This is a genomic window from Mucilaginibacter rubeus (assembly GCF_014643835.1).
GTDB classification, from domain to species: Bacteria; Bacteroidota; Bacteroidia; order Sphingobacteriales; family Sphingobacteriaceae; genus Mucilaginibacter; species Mucilaginibacter rubeus.
On sequence record NZ_BMKD01000002.1, the window covers coordinates 217,498 to 234,336 of the forward strand.

10 protein-coding genes are annotated in these 16,839 nt (G+C 45.1%); all 10 read right to left on the bottom strand.

The features are described 5' to 3' along the window. Positions 1 to 2 precede the first annotated feature (2 nt). The 10 genes from IEX80_RS07430 to IEX80_RS07475 all read right to left on the bottom strand — a co-directional run bounded on the left by IEX80_RS07430 (position 3) and on the right by IEX80_RS07475 (position 16,829). Entirely contained in the window at positions 3 to 1,178 is a 1,176-nt protein-coding gene (locus tag IEX80_RS07430) for a prolipoprotein diacylglyceryl transferase (RefSeq protein WP_188832517.1), read from the bottom strand. 83 nt (positions 1,179 to 1,261) lie between these two features. Beyond that, complete coding sequence (locus IEX80_RS07435; RefSeq protein WP_188832518.1) at positions 1,262 to 4,354, bottom strand: SusC/RagA family TonB-linked outer membrane protein; 3,093 nt, start codon at positions 4,352 to 4,354, stop codon at positions 1,262 to 1,264. A 41-nt stretch (positions 4,355 to 4,395) separates the two neighbouring features. Continuing rightward, positions 4,396 to 6,102, bottom strand: a complete 1,707-nt coding sequence (locus IEX80_RS07440) for a RagB/SusD family nutrient uptake outer membrane protein (RefSeq protein WP_188832519.1) — start codon at positions 6,100 to 6,102, stop codon at positions 4,396 to 4,398. Between the two features lie 28 nt (positions 6,103 to 6,130). Beyond that, positions 6,131 to 9,229, bottom strand: coding sequence for a SusC/RagA family TonB-linked outer membrane protein (locus tag IEX80_RS07445; protein ID WP_188832520.1), 3,099 nt, complete (start codon positions 9,227 to 9,229; stop codon positions 6,131 to 6,133). Positions 9,230 to 9,325: 96 nt separating this feature from the next. Next, a complete protein-coding gene (locus IEX80_RS07450) occupies positions 9,326 to 10,330 on the bottom strand; it encodes a DUF4961 domain-containing protein (RefSeq protein WP_188832521.1) in 1,005 nt (334 codons plus the stop codon). A 24-nt stretch (positions 10,331 to 10,354) separates the two neighbouring features. After that, complete coding sequence (locus IEX80_RS07455) at positions 10,355 to 10,798, bottom strand: DUF5004 domain-containing protein (RefSeq protein ID WP_129570902.1); 444 nt, start codon at positions 10,796 to 10,798, stop codon at positions 10,355 to 10,357. Between the two features lie 25 nt (positions 10,799 to 10,823). Next, complete coding sequence (locus IEX80_RS07460) at positions 10,824 to 12,575, bottom strand: RagB/SusD family nutrient uptake outer membrane protein (protein WP_188832522.1); 1,752 nt, start codon at positions 12,573 to 12,575, stop codon at positions 10,824 to 10,826. Positions 12,576 to 12,860: 285 nt separating this feature from the next. Then, positions 12,861 to 13,691: an alpha/beta hydrolase gene (locus IEX80_RS07465; RefSeq protein WP_176627391.1), complete on the bottom strand. Its 831-nt coding sequence runs from the start codon at positions 13,689 to 13,691 to the stop codon at positions 12,861 to 12,863. A gap of 15 nt (positions 13,692 to 13,706) precedes the next feature. Then, positions 13,707 to 15,092, bottom strand: coding sequence for an SGNH/GDSL hydrolase family protein (locus IEX80_RS07470; protein WP_188832523.1), 1,386 nt, complete (start codon positions 15,090 to 15,092; stop codon positions 13,707 to 13,709). Positions 15,093 to 15,134: 42 nt separating this feature from the next. Then, the gene (locus IEX80_RS07475; RefSeq protein WP_188832524.1) at positions 15,135 to 16,829 is read right to left on the bottom strand and encodes an RICIN domain-containing protein; all 1,695 of its coding nucleotides are present in this window, start codon (positions 16,827 to 16,829) and stop codon (positions 15,135 to 15,137) included. Positions 16,830 to 16,839 lie beyond the last annotated feature (10 nt).

Here is a 16,839-nt window from a genome sequence, read left to right on the forward strand (position 1 = left end):
ATTTATAATACAGGTAAATGTTTATGATGATGGCTTTTGTGTTTAGCAAACAGCACAATAAAACCTGTTAATCCACCCATCAGCATTAAAAAGCCGATGAAGCCGGCCTGGGTAAACGGTAAACCTAAAAAATGATAAACCGGATTTATACGGATCTGCTCTATCAAAAAACGCTCGGTACCGTTGAGCACAAGGTAAAGGAAAAACATAAAACCGGGTGTAACTATCCGTTTACGAAAAACCCACATCAGCAAAAACATACCAATGCAAAGTACAGCCTCATAAAACGGCGTGGGGTACACCGGGTTAGCCAGTTGATTGCAATAGTTGCCCAGGCAACCGGGTATCAGTGTACCTGCATTGACAGCATTATGCGGATAATTGAACGCCCACATCCAATCGGGCAGCCAGCTTAAAAAACCGGGTTTTAGATGTGGGTTAACCTTACCCCAATCGCCGTCACCCGCCAGCTGGCAACCAATACGGCCAATGCCATACGCCAGCATCATGCCCGGCGAACCGATATCGGCAAGGTGGACCAGTTTCATGTTATGCCGGTGGCCGATATACAAATAAGTCAATGCGCCAAAGATCAGGCCGCCGTAATAAGCAAATCCGTTGGCCGAAAATATAGTACCCAGCGGATCATATCTCAACCTGCCAAAATGCTCAACGATATCAAAAAGCTTGGCGCCAATGAAACCGAAAAGTCCAACACTGAAAACAATCAGCCCCATTAATTGATAAGGGTGTACAGTATATTCGGTTGTTTGCGGTTTAGGCAATGCAAATTTCTTTCGGTCGCAGTAAATCCAAAAGGCAAATGCACCGCCAATAAATACGCCTGCTGTTAAATTTCCCTGCAATGAAAGAATATATGCCCGCGGGTTTGCAGCAAAAACCTGGTAATTAAAAACGGCTCCAAAAAGTTTAAAGCCAAATAAAAAACCGGGCAAAAAATTAATGATCATTTCAGCTGCTGAAGCGGGTTTTCCGATGATTACCTTCCGCTTAAATGCACTGATCTTTCCAATGGCTTCATATCTTTTAAATTCAGAAGTAAACACTATGTAGGCAAATAAAAAGGCGAGTGCTATAAAAAAACCAAGCGTTTGGATAGGAAATCCAATCCGGATATGGAAGAGATAATATATCAGATCGCCGATGGTTGGAAACATATCCTAATTTAAAGTTTATCTGCCAAATCAAAAAAGGAAGCCGGCACCGCAACGCCGGCCCCTTATGGTTTATCTATTGGTTTTTAAAAACCTGCCTGGATGCCCAGGTTAATCACCCGCTGGTTAATGTACGCATCGCCCGCGGTATTGGTAGCAATTTCGGGGTCCTGCTGATATTTTTTGTAGTTATCAAAAGTGAGCAGGTTATATGCGCTCATATAAATGCGGGCATTATTAATCTTGAAGGGCAACAATTTAGTTGGCAATTGGTAACCGATATCAACCGTTTTTAACCGCACGTAATGCGCGTTTAATAACCAGTAATCAGAAAAATAAGCCGTAGGGCTGTTTACCGAAGTTGGATTGGTAGTTAACCTTGGGAAGGCGGCATTAACCGGGTTTTCGGATGTCCAGCGTTCCTGGTGAATGGGCTGAAACTGGCTTTGAAACGGTTCGATACCTGTACCAATCACCGCGAAACTGTAGTTAAACGATCCCTGCAAAAGCACACTTACACTAAAACCTTTGTAAACCGCCTGCAATGAAAGACCGAGTATGGTATTTGGCAGGTTTGGATTTCCGATCGGCCTTTTGTCAAAAACGTTAATAACGCCGTCACCGTTCAGGTCCTGGTATTTCAGATCGCCGGGCTGTAGTGGGATACCGTTATCAGGTACGGGTACCGATTTGCTTCCCGAATTGATGGCGGCAATATCGGCAGCGGTATAGTATCCCAAAAAGTGATAACCATATTGCTGTCCAATTGAATGACCGGTTTGCGCCAGCCATGGATATGCCGGGGTAGCCTCATCTTCATATAGGATCTTGTTTTTAGCATACGAGAACACGAAACCAACGTTGTACTGTACTTTGCCGAGCGTGCTATGATAGCTGATCTGCCCGTCGAGGCCCTGGTTACGGGTTTTACCGATATTTACGGCAGGCAAACCAACACCCAAAATCTCCGGTATACTCCCGGGTGTAATCAGCTGATTGTAACGGATATCGTGGAAATAATCGGCCGTGATGGATATTTTATCATTAAATAAGTTGGCATCCAGCCCAATGTCCACCTTTTTGGCACGTTCCCAAACTACGTTCGGGTTGCCCAAAGAACCTTCATATATAGAATTATAGTTTTGAGCTGTTTCGCCAAAATTGTAACCACCGCCCTGGTTGTAAACCTGGTTATATACATAACGGTTACCCGGCGCTGCATCCGAACCAACCAAACCATAACTGCCCCTTATTTTCAAAAGACTGAACATAGGGAAGGCTTTTTCAAAGAACGACTCTTTGGCGATATTATAACCAAAGCTCACAGCCGGAAAAATCCCAAAGCGGTGATTGGCTGCAAAGCGGTCGGTGCCGTTATAGGCTACGTTAAAGTCGAACAGGAATTTCTGTTTAAAGTCATACCCCACCTTGCCCGATATACCGCGGAACTTTTGCGGCACACCAACCTGCGCGCCATCAAGCAGCGGGTAGGTGAAATACGTTTGCGAAGTTTGATTGAACAACAACAATCCCGAAAAATGGTGCGAACCACGAAATGTCCTGTCGTAATTGGCGTAAAGCTGCAGGTTGTAGTTATTGGTATTGATATCGGTGCTGCCCGTTAACGCATAAGTTTGATATACATAGGTAGCACCCGGCCTTAAGGAATATTGATTAGTAGCCGGATCATAATGATAAGCAGGGATGCCTCCGTTAAAGATTTGCTTGGTAAATTGTTCAATGCTTGAATAAGCAACCCTGCCTGTTACCGAAAGGCCATTGGTTAAAGCATCAAGTCTTTGGGTTGCGCCAAAAAGCACATTAAAATCGGTACGGCGGGAATGTTGATAGCCTCCTGTTGCCAGCCTGGCGTTAAGCGTTGGCAGGTGATCGGGATTAAACGATGAATAGGCGTATGAATAACTTCCGTTAGGGTTAAGATATGGCGCCGTAAAAGGCGTTTCCTTGGTAAAATTATATACCTCGCTCACGGCGTTCTGGTTATAAGGCTGGTTCAGGTCGGAGAAACGGGTGGTAATGTCCAGCCGCAGGTCAAGGGTTTTATTGGCTTTCAGATCGAGGTTTGAGCGAAAGTTATAGCGTTTAAAATAGTAATTGGTATTCACCAAACTTTGCGGATCGGCAAAATCACGTACCAGGCCATTTTGGTTTAGCGCGCCACCCGAGATAAAATATTTTACCCCGGCTGTACCACCCGAAATATCCAGGTTGGCATTGGTTTGATAGGTGTATTTCTTGAATATCTTGTTATACCAATCAACATTGGGGTGGCCGTATGGATCGGATCCATTTTTAAAGAGGTCAAGGTCCTGCTGGGTAAAGCTAAGCGGGATGCCGTCATTATGCTGGGCCTCATTAATCAATACCGCTGTATTATATGAATCTAAAAACTGCGGCGTTTTAGTAGGCTGCTGGATGCCGCTTTCCACACGAAGATTCACTTTAGGGGTGCCGGCCTTGCCGCGGCGGGTGGTTACCACCAATACGCCGTTAGCTCCCTTGATACCATAAATAGCCGTTGTTGACGCATCTTTCAAAATCGAGATGCTCTCTATCTCATTCACGTTGATCTGCTGCAACTGGTCATAGCTGTACTCAATGTCATCTACAATAATGAGCGGCTGGTTACCCGATGGGTTTAGCGAGCTTACCCCGCGGATATAAAAATCTGAAGCATCCTTACCCGGCTGGCCCGAACCTTGCTGCGAAAAAAAGCCCGGCAATTTACCGGTTAAAGCATTTTGCACGTTGGCTGTTGGCACGGTGCGGATCTCACTGGCCGAAATGGAACTTACAGCACCGGTATTGGTGATCCTTTTTTTAGTTCCGTAAGCTACTACGGCTACTTCATCCAAGCCGTTGGTATTGGTTTGCAGTATGATATCCATTCTGCCCGATTCAGATACACGGAGCTCACGCGGGATATAACCAATAAAACGTACAATGATGGTATTTGACTGCCCTTTAAGAACAAGCCTGAACTTACCACCCTGATCTGTAATAGCACCGTTATTAGGAACACCTTTTTCAATTACCGATACCCCAGGCAATACCCCGGTAATATCGCGTACAGTACCTGTTACAGTCCTGCTTTGTGCAAATGACACCGCCGGGAGCAGGATCATTAATATCTGGAAGAGAAGTATTATTTTTCTCATAAAGCTTAATTTTTTTGGTTTAACTGGCTGAGATTTTGAGATTACCATCCTGGATTTTGTTTCATATTCGGGTTCTTCAAAACCTCGTCATAAGGTATTGGGTACAGGTACATCTTAGGCGCTTCGAATTTGGTAGTGAGCGCATTCACCACGTTATAGGTAAGGCTGGAGCCTATCTTCACAATGCTGATCCCTTTTTGCGGCTGGTTCATTACCGTTTCGGCAATTTTCCAGCGGCGGATGTCCCAGTAGCGGTTCTCTTCAAAAGCCATTTCCAGGCGCCGCTCATTTTGGATGATGGCGCGCATCTCCGCTTTGCTCATACCGGCTTTAAGTCCGTAATTGCCGGTGCCCGCATCTATACCTGCCCTTTTCCTGATGCTGATAACAGCATTATAAACCTCGGGAGTTGCACCTGCCGATTCATTGAGTGCTTCGGCATAGCCTAAAACCACATCAGCATAGCGCAGGATCTGCCAGTCTATGACATGCGCAGCGTAGGCATTGGTGTTTTCAAAATTGCCCATAAACTTGCGCATGTAATAGCCTGTTTTGGTTTGTTGTAATGAACCGTTGGGTTTGCTGGCCCCTCCTTCATACAATTGCAGATCTGAGTTAAGCCATCTTGCACCGTTATAGAGCACGGTATAGGTTAAGCGCGGGTCGCGGTTCTGGTAAGGGTTGTCCGGGTTATAACCTGATGCCGGATCAGTAATAGCCAAACCGTTTTTCATGGGGAAGGCATCAACCAATTGCTGTGTAGGACTGGTTTGCCCCTTGCCTACCGCCCCGGTAAATCCAACCGGACCGTTAGTGGTTTCAATCGAGGATGAATTATCTGTTTGGCGGATAAATATATTTTCAGAGCTGTTTTGAGTCAGAAATACATCTTTAAAGCTGGGCAATAACGAATAAACATTCAGGTCCATTACCGCTTTTTCGGCAGCAGCGGCCTGTGCCCACCTGTCGGCGCTAAAATCGGTGTAACCGGTTAGCGGATTTGAGGCATCGATATTCTGCCCGTTAAATAATGGGCTTGCCGCATACAGCAGTACTTTGGCCTTTAAAGCCATGGCGGCACCTTTGGTAGGGCGGTGATAATCAGCATTAGGGTTGCTCAGCGGCGCGGTCATCAGGGTATCCTTAATGGCATCGCATTCGCTTACAATGTATTTGATACAATCGGCAAAGGAATTACGTGGCAAGGCTACATTATCTGTTATAGTAAACACCTTGTTGCCCAATAAGGGAACGCCACCGTAACGTTTAACCAGTTCAAAGTAATATAGCGCCCTTAAAAAACGTGCCTCGCTTTTCCATACATATTTCATGGAGTAACCATGGTATTGTGCAAGTACCGGCACTACATCAATATTGTTCACAAACTCATTTGCCTTGCGGATGCCTGCGTAGTAATAAGCCCAAAGGTTTTCACCGGCGGGGATAGTATATGAATTATAAGATGCTGTTGAAAGTATGGTTACTACATTTGATGATACCGAAGCCGATGACATGGCATCATCACTGGCCGCGTCAAGGTAGTCGTTCCCTACCCTGTTGTGCCCATTTTGGAGCGCTGCATAAATCCCATACAGGAACATTTGGGCATTGGTGCCTAAGGAGTCCTTTTTGTCAAACACGTAATTGATAGTCACCTTATCAACCGGGAACTGCTCATATTTTTTACAGCCGGCCATTATGGTTAAGATGCCGGCGGCCGCTAAAATTATTTTGTTGAAACTCTTCATGATCGTAATATTTTTATGATGGCCAAAATCAAAGCTTAATGTTAACGCCGGCATTTATTACCCTTTGAATGGGGTAAGCAGTACCGTATACCTCCGGATCAAAATCTTTGTAGCCATACAGTGTATACAGGTTTTCGCCGTTCACAAACACTCGCAAGCCCGATAGCCTAAGCTTATGCGCCCACTCATAAGGCAGGTTGTAACCTACCTCGGCATTTTTAAGCCTTATATAGTTGCCCTTGCGCAGGTACAAGGTTGAGTTGGCGGTATTATTGGCGTTACCTATTGATAACCTTGGCGCAGTAGCCGTAGCAGCGGTTTCGGGTGTCCACCGGCCTAAAATGGTGTTGTACGCCTGCCCGCTGTAAGTAAGCCCGAGGAAACCCACACCTGCAAAGCCGTTCACCTGCGAGTTATTGAACATCAGCTCACGGTTCGCTACGCCCTGTAACAGGAAACTCAGACTAAAACCTTTGTAATTGAAACCCGCCGAAAAGCCATAATAAACCAGCGGCCGGTTACCGCCTATAGCCGAAACATCAAACTGGTTGATAATATGATCGCCGTTAAGGTCTTTGTATTTTACATCTCCTGCCTGTGCGGCGTAACCGGTAGTTGTTGCACTGGTGGCAGCATCCTGGGCATCCTTGAAATAACCGATAGCCGTGTAACCATAAATAGCATTGGTTGAGCGGCCGGTGTGCCTGAGCCATGGGTAAGGATATGGCTCTTCGTCGCTAAAAATAATTTTTGACGATTGGATAGATGCATTACCAGAGATAAAGTAATTGAAATTTTGGATGTGGTTTTGATAGGTTAAAGTAAGTTCGCCGCCCTTATAAAGGTTGATGCCTAAATTTTCATAAGGGTAAGCAGTACCCAGCAAGGCTATGCTGTTGCCGCGTACCTGTAACAGATCATAATACCTGTCGTGGTAATAATCGGCAGTAATATTAAAATGATTATTAAACAGGGAAATATCAGCTCCTACATCCAGCTTGCGGGCTTTTTCCCAACGGATGTATGGGTTGGCCAATGTGTTTTCAAAATAACCCTGTACCGGGCTTTTGCTGGTACCTGTGCTGTATGAATAGCCCTGCGAAGGGCCGTAGGTTTGCAAAAAGTTATAGTAACCGTAATTATCTACGTTGTTGTTTCCGGTTTTACCATAGGTAGCGCGCCACTTCCATGAGTTTATCCAGCTGAAATTATCATTAATAAAATCCTCTTTACCCATTTGCCAGCCAATACCGCCGGCGTAAAACAAGCCATATTGATTGCCCGGAGGATAACGGTTATAACCGCTGCTGTTGACAGCCGCTTCAATAAAGTATTTACCGTCATAATTATAACCCGCTTTTAATGCACGGTTTGTTGTTACCTGCGAAAGGTCATAGTTTAATACAACCGAGCGTACATCATACAGTGTCATACCGGTTATATTGCTTTTGCCAAAAGTCCTGTCGTAATTAACTGATGCCTGGGCAAACGAGTAGCGGGCGCTTGAAACCGTACTGAACGAATTGTTTTGCGCAACTGATGAGCCCACTGCCGAATAAGAACTGTCGGCGTTAAAGGAATAGGCATTATTTTGCAATGAGCGATTTAAAAAACTTTGCGATGAAAAAGCAAGATTGCCTTTTGTCTTTGCCGATAAGCCTGGTGTTATGCTGCTGAGGTTATAATTTAGATCGAGGTTGGCCAGTACATCATTGCTGCTGGTGCGCTGATAGCCTGAAAACTCGGTTTGCGAAAGCAGGTTGTTGGTATATGTTGTTGTACCGCCAAATGTGTTATTTGGATTATAAAGCGGATATGCATTGTTTGGCGTGCTGTAAAGAGCGCCCAATATGTTTCCATATCCTGCTCCTGGCTGTGTGCTTTGCTGGATACGGCCGAATAACTGCAGATCGACAGTGAATTTTTTGGTTACGTTAACTGCAAGATCGGAGTTAATGATATAGCGGTTAAGATCATTATTGGTGTTATAGGGTACAGATGATGCGGTGCGGAACATCCCGGCCTGGTCAAGGTAGTTTAATGAAACACTGTACCGTGCTACCTGGGTACCGCCGTTAACATTAAGCTTGTAGCTGGTCATTGGTGAATTATCGCGCAATATGGTTTTAAACCAGTTAACATCCGGATGTCGTAAAGGGTCGGTGTGGTTGCGGTAGGCGTTAAAATCGGCACTGCTGTAAAGTGCCGGCTTACCATCGTTTTGTAACGCTTCATTATATAAATACGCATATTGATAAGCAGGCAGCGGGTTTGGCAAGCCCAAAGGCTGCTGGGTGCCTGTTTGTGCAGTGAATGAAATATGCGGCGTACCCACCTGACCGCGTTTGGTAGTAATAAGTAAAGTACCGCGCGAACTGTTGATGCCCAGCATCATATTTGAAAGCGCATCCTTTAATACCGAAACCGATTCGATACTTTCCGGATCAAGCGACGCTATCTCTCGCTGAACACCATCGATAATCGTTATCGGCCCCTGCCCTCTTAATGAAAGGCCGAACTCGGTATTGTCATTGGCCGAATAATTATTGTGCTGCACTACCGCCCCGATAAAGTCATTTACAGTCTGCACGCCGGTTTGAGGTGCGGCGAAACCGCTATACTGCTGGGTATATAAACCGGGGAGTTGCCCGGGTAAAGCATAGGTATATAAAGTTGCAGGGGTGCTTGTAAGCTGATTGGTATAGATAGTTGATATGGCACCTACATTTTTTGATGTGCTTATGGTATCATAAAGCACATTAATGGTTTTAGGTGCCTGAATATAGGTATCTATGAGCCTCACCGTTAATTTAGCAGTGTTTTTAACAATAACCTGGCGGGCGTTATAATTCGCGGCGGTAAATACCAGGGCATCTCCCTTTATGGCGTTGATAGCAAACATGCCGTCTTTACCGGTGGTCAGGGTACTATTTTTTCCTTTATTGATTACTTTAACACCCTGCAGTGGGTTACCATACTCATCAAGTACAATACCGCTTACCTGACCGGGCCGTGCAGGCGCCACGGCAGCTGTATCCTGCTGCATGGCTGCATAGCTGGTTTTAACCAGTAGCAGCATCAACAGCGTGATACCTGTTAAACATTTATTTATGTAGCAATAAGCCATATTTTTCAGGTTTAAAATTGTTGGCAAAAGATTTAAATATCGTTTTAGCAGATCCTGTATAGTTAGGTGCATCTGCTTGTTTATTTCATCTACAGATCAACCGCATTTAAATGTATAGGTGAACGGGGCATCAGTATTACCATAGCCTACCTTTACCTTGCCCGTTTTATCTGTAAGGAAGTACTCCATTCTTGTGATGGTTTGCGTATCCCCTGCATTAAAGAATGATCTCGGCCAAAACGTAAGCTGGTACTTTTTACTGGTGGCAGTAGTTTGTTTCAATAATGTTTTAGAGGTTTGCTCACAAACGTTTATGGTTTTCCCATCGCTGGTGTAGGCCTTTGCGCACAGGTAAACTTCACTTGCGCCGCTTAACTGTGTATCGGTAACTGTACCATCAAAAGTCAGGGTTACAAAATCGTTATCCAATGATTTTGGCGGATCGATTGTGGTAAGCTGCGGGTTACAAAAGTCAACCAGGTCACCGCTGCCGCCGGTTACTTCAAAACAGGTATTACCAAGCAGCACACTGTAATAAGTACCATTGCCATCGCTGGTAAAACCGTTGCCGCTGTCGGTTATGGTATAGCCCAGTTTAACCAACATGTTATTATTATCGGCACCTACTTTTGTTTTGATATTCAGGTCGACAATAAACTCTACCCCACCAGTATGGCTGTAGGCTTTATCAGTTTGGTAAGCCACCCATTCCATGTCATCAATAAGGTTACCACCGTTACCGAAAGTTTTTTTCATGTATGCCGACCAGGTAAGGCCGTCGCCCTTTTTGGGCAAAGTACCGTCGGGTATCAGGGACATGGTTCCGTTACCTTGTTTGCTGGTGTAAGTTATGGTGGTATTCTGCGCTGCCTTCCAGCCTTTAGGTACCAAAAAACCAAAAATGAGGTAATCGGGGCCCCCATCTCCCACGGTAGGGATATCACAGTGTACCGTTATCGGCACAACTGAACCTACGGCAGCTGTGGCCGGCTGATCAACACTGGTAATTTGTTCGCCACAGCAGGCTAAAGCAATACCCAGCACCACCAAAGCACACAGCTTCCATAAATTTTTACCTTTTATATGTAAATATGATCTCATAATTTATTGGTTGCTTTTAGTTTATCAATTGGCTTTTTCAAGCACGTACACATAAGTATTATTGGTACAGCCCGGGCTGAATGTTATGCTAAGCTGCCTTTTGCCGTTTACTATAGGGTAAGTAAAAGCTGTTGAAACCGGCTTATCGCCTGTAGCAGTAAAGGTGATCTTAAACGGGTACTGCGGATCATCAAGTGCAAAAGCGCCATCCTTGCTTACCAGGAAGGGCAATTTGTTCACCAGTGTATACCCTTTATCGGTAAAGCTGATCCTGAACTGGCTAAAATCAATAATGGAGGTTAAATCGGTTCCATTACGGGTAGCTTTGATCACCCGCCAGTTGCCGGCGATATCTTTGGGAGCCTCGCTTCCGGGAACTATCTTTTCGGTTTTACATGATGAAGCCGCCAGCATAAAGACAGCTATCAGCAGCATGTAAAACCATTTTGCTTTGTAATTATATTTCATATCAATACTATTATACTGTCGGTGATTAATAGCCCGGGTTCTGGATCAGTTCGGGCGATTTGGCTACCTCGCTTTGCGGGAAAGGCCATAGGTACATCGCTTTACGGAAATTGCGTTTGCGCACATCAAATTGTTTATAGGCCACTGCCGCACCATCCCGGTCAACCTCCATGCCTTTGGTAGTGATGTTGTCAGTTTGATCAGCAATTTTCCAGCGGCGCACATCCCAAAAGCGGTGCTCTTCAAAAGCCAGCTCAATACGGCGTTCATTTTGAATGGCTGTACGCATATCAGCCTGGCTCAAACCCGCGGGCAACTGGTATGGGTTTAAGCCCGCCCGTTGACGGATAGCCTCAACTGCCGAATAAACTAATGCGGTTGGCCCTTCATATTCATTAGCGGCTTCGGCATAGTTCAGCAGGATCTCGGCATAGCGGATCAATGGCAGGCAACGATCTGTCCGGTGCATAAAATCGTTGGCCACGGCAGCCGGGTCGAGCATTTTATTGGTGTAGTATCCGGTGGTAGTGCCAACATGTACGGCATCAGGTCCCGTTGTATTTCCGTTGTATTTACCAACAAAAATATTTATGGGTGATGTACCCGACGAAAGCCTGATTTGCAGAGGTGTTTGGTCATGGATGATGCTATAATCCAAACGCGGATCGCGGTTAGCATATGGATTATTGGGATTATAGTTTGATGTAGGGTCTGTTATATTTTTACCGTTGCTCATCGGGAAAGCATCAACCAATCCCTGCAGGGGAAAAGCACCGTTTTTGCCTGTACGGGTTGGCGGCTGCCATAAATTCTCTAAATCCACGTTGCCGGTCGGGCGCATCAACTGGAAAATATATTCGGTATTTACGCGCTTGGTAAACAGCTTTTGAAAGCCAAAACCTGGGGCAGTGGCATTGTCAACGTTGAGGCTATAAACGCCAGTTGAGATAACGGCAGCAGCCGCTTGTTCGGCAAGTCTCCAGCGTTCTTTATCGTAAGCCGGGTATCCCACCAATTCAAGCGTTTTACCCTCACCAATAGATTGCCCATTGAACAAAGGGCTTGCGGCATAAAGCAGCACCCTTGATTTTAAAGCAAGGCAGGCCCCTTTTGATGCACGGCCGTAGTTTACCCCCGATTGCACAGTCGGCAGGTCCTGCGCTGCCGCGTCACACTCGGCAAGGATATAATTCACACAATCGGCGTAGGTATTGCGGGCAGCCGGGATCTTATCCGTATACGTGTAAACACTGTCGCCAAGTAAATGCACACCGCCGTAATGTTTCAGTAATATAGCATAATACCAGGCCCGTAAAAACCGTGCCTCAGCTTTCATTTGTGTTTTGACGAAATTATTGATTGGTGCCTTAGGTAAATTTTTAAGCAACTGGTTTACCGAGCGGATATTGGTATAACAAGTTTTATACGCATCATCGGTAACTACGGCAGCATTGATGGTGCCGGTTTCAAATGCCAGCGCGGTTGATCCGGCAGATGCTGATACTTCGGCTTCGTCGGAGGCAGCATCGATACCGCCGTTAGGTGTAGGCGAAAGTATTGGCCCGTAGGTAAACCTTCCTGCCGCCGCACTAAAACCAACATTGCTGTAAATACCGGCTAAAAACGATACGGTATTGGCACTATCGGTAAACACTGTCTCGCCGGTTAGGTTTGATGTTTGTGTTTGCCCCAGGAAACCTTCCTTTTTACATGAAGTGAAAACAAGGAAGCCCCCGAAAACCGAATAAGCAAGAACCTTAAAGTAAAGTTTTTTCATACTATAGGGGTTAGTTAACATCATGCTTCGACAGAGAAAATATAAAATCGTTTTAGCAATTTCATGTTTTAACCCGCGGAGCAAACGTTTTAAAAGCTGTTTGTTAATTGGTTTATAATTCAGATGTTGAAATCTGATACTAATATAGTTTATAAAAACGATTTAGCAAATTTTTCGAGTTATTTTTTTATAATTTTTAAAATCACAATTTCGATACCGGAATTTTAACAATTACAACATTTGCAATCGGTTGAAAATGTTGTAATTGTTATTATAAAAAGCTATCTATTTTATTCCTTCAAAAAAACGACTGAAATACAGTGCCTGGTAGTTAATGGAATTGCCCCAAAATTCCCAGGTATGGCCCCCCGGCCTTACGGTATAATCATGAGGAACTTTGCGTTCAAGCAGCTTTTCATGCAGTTCCTGGTTGGCCTGGTAAAGGAAATCGTCATAACCAACGTCAAAAGTAATAGCAAGTGAATTGGGTTTCAACAGGTAGATGAGGTTTACCACGCTGTTTTGTTCCCACCTGTCGGGGTGTTCGCTGTATTTACCCAATACGCGTTCGATGCCGAAACTATCCGGAAAAGGCCTGATATCAACCGCGCCACTCATGCTCCCGGCAGCACCAAATTTATCTAAATGCTTAAACGCTATATACAACGCGCCATGTCCGCCCATACTCAAACCGGTTATGGCCCTCCCCTTCCGGTCGGTTATGGTTGAATAATGCTTATCAACCCAGTTCACCAGTTCGGTACCTACATAGGTTTCGTATTGTGAATCCTTAATGGTTGGGCTATCAAAATACCAGCCCGCAAAATCGCCGTCGGCACAAACTATAATAAAATGATAAGTATCGGCCAAACCGGCAACAGCAGGGACTTTTTTAATCCAATCGCTGTAATTGCCGCTAAAGCCATGCAGCAGGTATAATACCGGGTACTTTTTGGTGCTCGAATAATCGGCAGGCTTGATCACCACAGCCTTAATGTCTTTGTTCATTATGGCACTGTGAGTCAGCACCGTATCAACCGTTGCGGCGGCAGCTTTCAAACTGCAGACTGCAAAGCCAATAAATAATGGAATAAATAGTAACTTTTTAATATTCATTAGTATATAGTGATTTTATTTTGACGCGATGATGGTGATGTGATGGTTTTGCGGTTTATTGATGGTGTAGATCTGGTCGGTAAGTACATCCATTTCTTTTTGCCAGGCATCGCGCAGGCTTTTGTAACGGGCACGGGTATAGTTATCTTTATTTCCGTTAACAAAAATGTCTTTTTTGGCATACTTGCTTATGGTATCCATAGCGGCGTTGGTATCATGGAATAACAAGCCTTTGCCTTTTAAAAAGTCAAACTGCATCCAGGTATACATGCGGATACGCCTTTCAATGTCCCAACGTTCCTCGTTCAGTTCCCTGATCTGGATGGCCTGCTGATATTGCGGTGTTATAGTGATCTCGGCCAGGTTGATACCTGCGCCCAATTGCTCAGCCGACCAGCTACCCATTTTTTCTCCATCGATAAGGACATTATAATTAGCTGCTTTTAACCCTTTAACGGCAAGCAACTCCTGGTTCATTTCTTTGGTAAACGGCACAACCTTAAGCGCATCGGCTTGTTTTTTTCGGTTTCCCCAGCCACGCGGAATGGTATCAATGGGGTACGGCAATGAATTTGCGAGGTAATTGAACGATACGGAATCTGCCGAAGAAACCACGTTAGTTACTTTACAATTCACCGCCTTAATGGTCTTTTTACTTTTTGCATCAACAGCCACATCAGCCACTACCTTATTGCTGAAGCCCTGCGCCTTTAGAAAAAGATAAGCCATCACGAGGTGCCCGTCATTGTCAGGATGTACCCTGTCATTGGGCGTTAAGCTGAAGGTGGAATCTTTGGCTTGCTCACGCAGGTTGATCTCTGTCATGGGATGATAGAAATCAACATAACCCCAGTTATTTCTTTTCGCTGCTGCTTGCTGAAAATCGATCACCTTTGAAAAAGCCGCACTTTTTTTAGGATAGATGTTTTTGGTAGTAAACTTGCTGGTTTCGTCATAAGGCGAACCAAGAATAAAAATTTTACGGATCTCAGGGTGTTGCTTTAGTTTGTTTTCCAGCAGTGCATAGTTATCGTATGAGCCCTGGATCCTTTTATCCATAACATCCTGTGCATCGGGGCGGTACCATTCAAAATAACCAGTATCATTCATGCCCCAGGTAAGGGTTAACACATTTGGTTTTTTGCTGAACACATCATCTTCGAAACGGTCGTTGATCTGCCCTACAACATCGCCGCCAATGCCGGCGTTATAGCAGGTTATCCGCATGTTAGGGAAACGGGTCATATAATACAGCCAGATGTACGAGTGGTAATGGCCCCCATCTGTAATACTGTTGCCAACAAAAGCCACCCGGTCGCCCGCGCGAAATGGCGCTATGTTTTGGGCAGTTACTGCTCCCCGGGCTGCTATCAGTACTAATAATAAAATCAACTTTTTCATTAACTGTTAATTATAATGTGTTCAGCAAAAAATAAATTCAAACTATAAACCCACCAGGCTGTACGGAACCCTTACTGCTTTTACCTGGTAAAAGTTAGGATCCTGGTTATTATTTACGCAGGTGGTTGTGCTGCAGCTGCCGCCATCACCATTATAATTAAGGCAATAGGTAACAAGCAATTCGTTATGTCCGTTTATAAACTCAGCGTGGATGGCCGGGGTATAGTACTTTGCCAAATGGCCCTGGTAAACATCATTGATGGTGAAAACCATTTTAGGCGCAGTGAAAGGCCCCTTAGGACTATCGGCCGTTGAAATATAAATGTTATGGCTCGCCGGATCACAAAAATAGCCCAGGTCCATTTGCATCATTACATATTTATTGTTCACTTTTGATATGGTCACATTTTGCTGCGTGGTATTGCCCGCACCTACGTTTATAGCTGCCGCCGAAGCGGTTGTACGGGTTGACGACCATGAAGAGCCTGTCCAGAACGACCAGTTAGACGGGTTACTTACCGGGAAGCGGGCCAGGAATACATTGGACGTATTGAAGAAAACGCTTTTGCTTCCGTAAACATATACCGAGTCGTTAGTAGCGTTTTTAACCATCCCGTTTGAAAACCCGGTTTCTGTTTGGCCCGACATACCCGCAGGTGTTAACCGCGCGGCTGTACCCCAGTTAAGTCCGGATGTGTTTTGAGTTAAGTCATAAAGCACCTGGTTTTCGGGTGTAGATCCGTTGGCCGATTCAAATGTGTAAAGATAAACGTGGCTACCGGCCTCAATTCCTGCGCCGGGCCAGCGATAGGTTGAGTTATGATCGCCCGGGCTTTCAATGATCTCCATGCTGTTTACCGGCGAATTATTGGTAGTGATATTTGGCGTAAGTGATTGATCCCAGCTGTGACTGGCCGGCTGCAGCAGGGCCGAATTATGATATTTAAAAAACTGGCAATATAACTGTCCGTTACTTTGAAGCTGTGACGATTCATAGGCATCTTCGGTTATCCAAAGCACTTTTCCGTTGTTGGCCCCATAGGTAAGCGGGATACTTTTTCCCTCATCAAAAGCCACGGTGCCATTGGTACGGTGAAAAAAGTTCACGACATCATCGTCGCGGTAAGCCTCGGCTGTAAGCCCGTTAAGCAGCCATGTTTGCGCCGTATTGCCGGCAACAAAAGCCTCCTGGGTAATAGGCGTACCATTAGTGGCAGATGACCCATGATTAGTAACTGCCAGGCCATTTCCCACATTAATAATTTTATAAACACCGGTGCTAACCGGCTGGATATACCATTGCTGGGCATTGTTAGTATTGGCTTTATCCTGCCATAGGCCCGTACCGGGATTCGTGGTGGCTAAGGGTACTTCCAGATATTTACCGCTGGCTACATTCATGATCTTAAATTTGGTAGTGCTGGTTATAGCGCCGCTGCCCTGTTGTACAATTATCCATTTTTGGTTGGGGGCCGTGGCCGTACCACTGCCCGAGTATTGGTTTTGCTGCGCACCGGTGCCATCATTAAGCATACCGCTGCTATTAATTTCAATAGCTTTACCGCTTAACACGTTGGTGATGAAAAAGGTTCCGTATGAGCTTACCGGCGATCCGCTGGTTAGTTGTACAGAATCTGTGCGTACAAAAGGTTTGGGGTACTTAACGGCAGCTTGTTTGCTGCATGAGGCCAGCAAGGCCATGGCCGTCATGGTACAGGTGAACAGGTTTGTTTTCATAATTTGGTTT

Bases quoted from the DNA above. Each gene is read 5' to 3' on its own strand.
- IEX80_RS07430 (WP_188832517.1), bottom strand. From the start codon at position 1,178: ATGTTTCCAACCATCGGCGATCTGATATATTATCTCTTCCATATCCGG.
- IEX80_RS07435 (WP_188832518.1), bottom strand. From the start codon at position 4,354: ATGAGAAAAATAATACTTCTCTTCCAGATATTAATGATCCTGCTCCCG.
- IEX80_RS07440 (WP_188832519.1), bottom strand. From the start codon at position 6,102: ATGAAGAGTTTCAACAAAATAATTTTAGCGGCCGCCGGCATCTTAACC.
- IEX80_RS07445 (WP_188832520.1), bottom strand. From the start codon at position 9,229: ATGGCTTATTGCTACATAAATAAATGTTTAACAGGTATCACGCTGTTG.
- IEX80_RS07450 (WP_188832521.1), bottom strand. From the start codon at position 10,330: ATGAGATCATATTTACATATAAAAGGTAAAAATTTATGGAAGCTGTGT.
- IEX80_RS07455 (WP_129570902.1), bottom strand. From the start codon at position 10,798: ATGAAATATAATTACAAAGCAAAATGGTTTTACATGCTGCTGATAGCT.
- IEX80_RS07460 (WP_188832522.1), bottom strand. From the start codon at position 12,575: ATGAAAAAACTTTACTTTAAGGTTCTTGCTTATTCGGTTTTCGGGGGC.
- IEX80_RS07465 (WP_176627391.1), bottom strand. From the start codon at position 13,691: ATGAATATTAAAAAGTTACTATTTATTCCATTATTTATTGGCTTTGCA.
- IEX80_RS07470 (WP_188832523.1), bottom strand. From the start codon at position 15,092: ATGAAAAAGTTGATTTTATTATTAGTACTGATAGCAGCCCGGGGAGCA.
- IEX80_RS07475 (WP_188832524.1), bottom strand. From the start codon at position 16,829: ATGAAAACAAACCTGTTCACCTGTACCATGACGGCCATGGCCTTGCTG.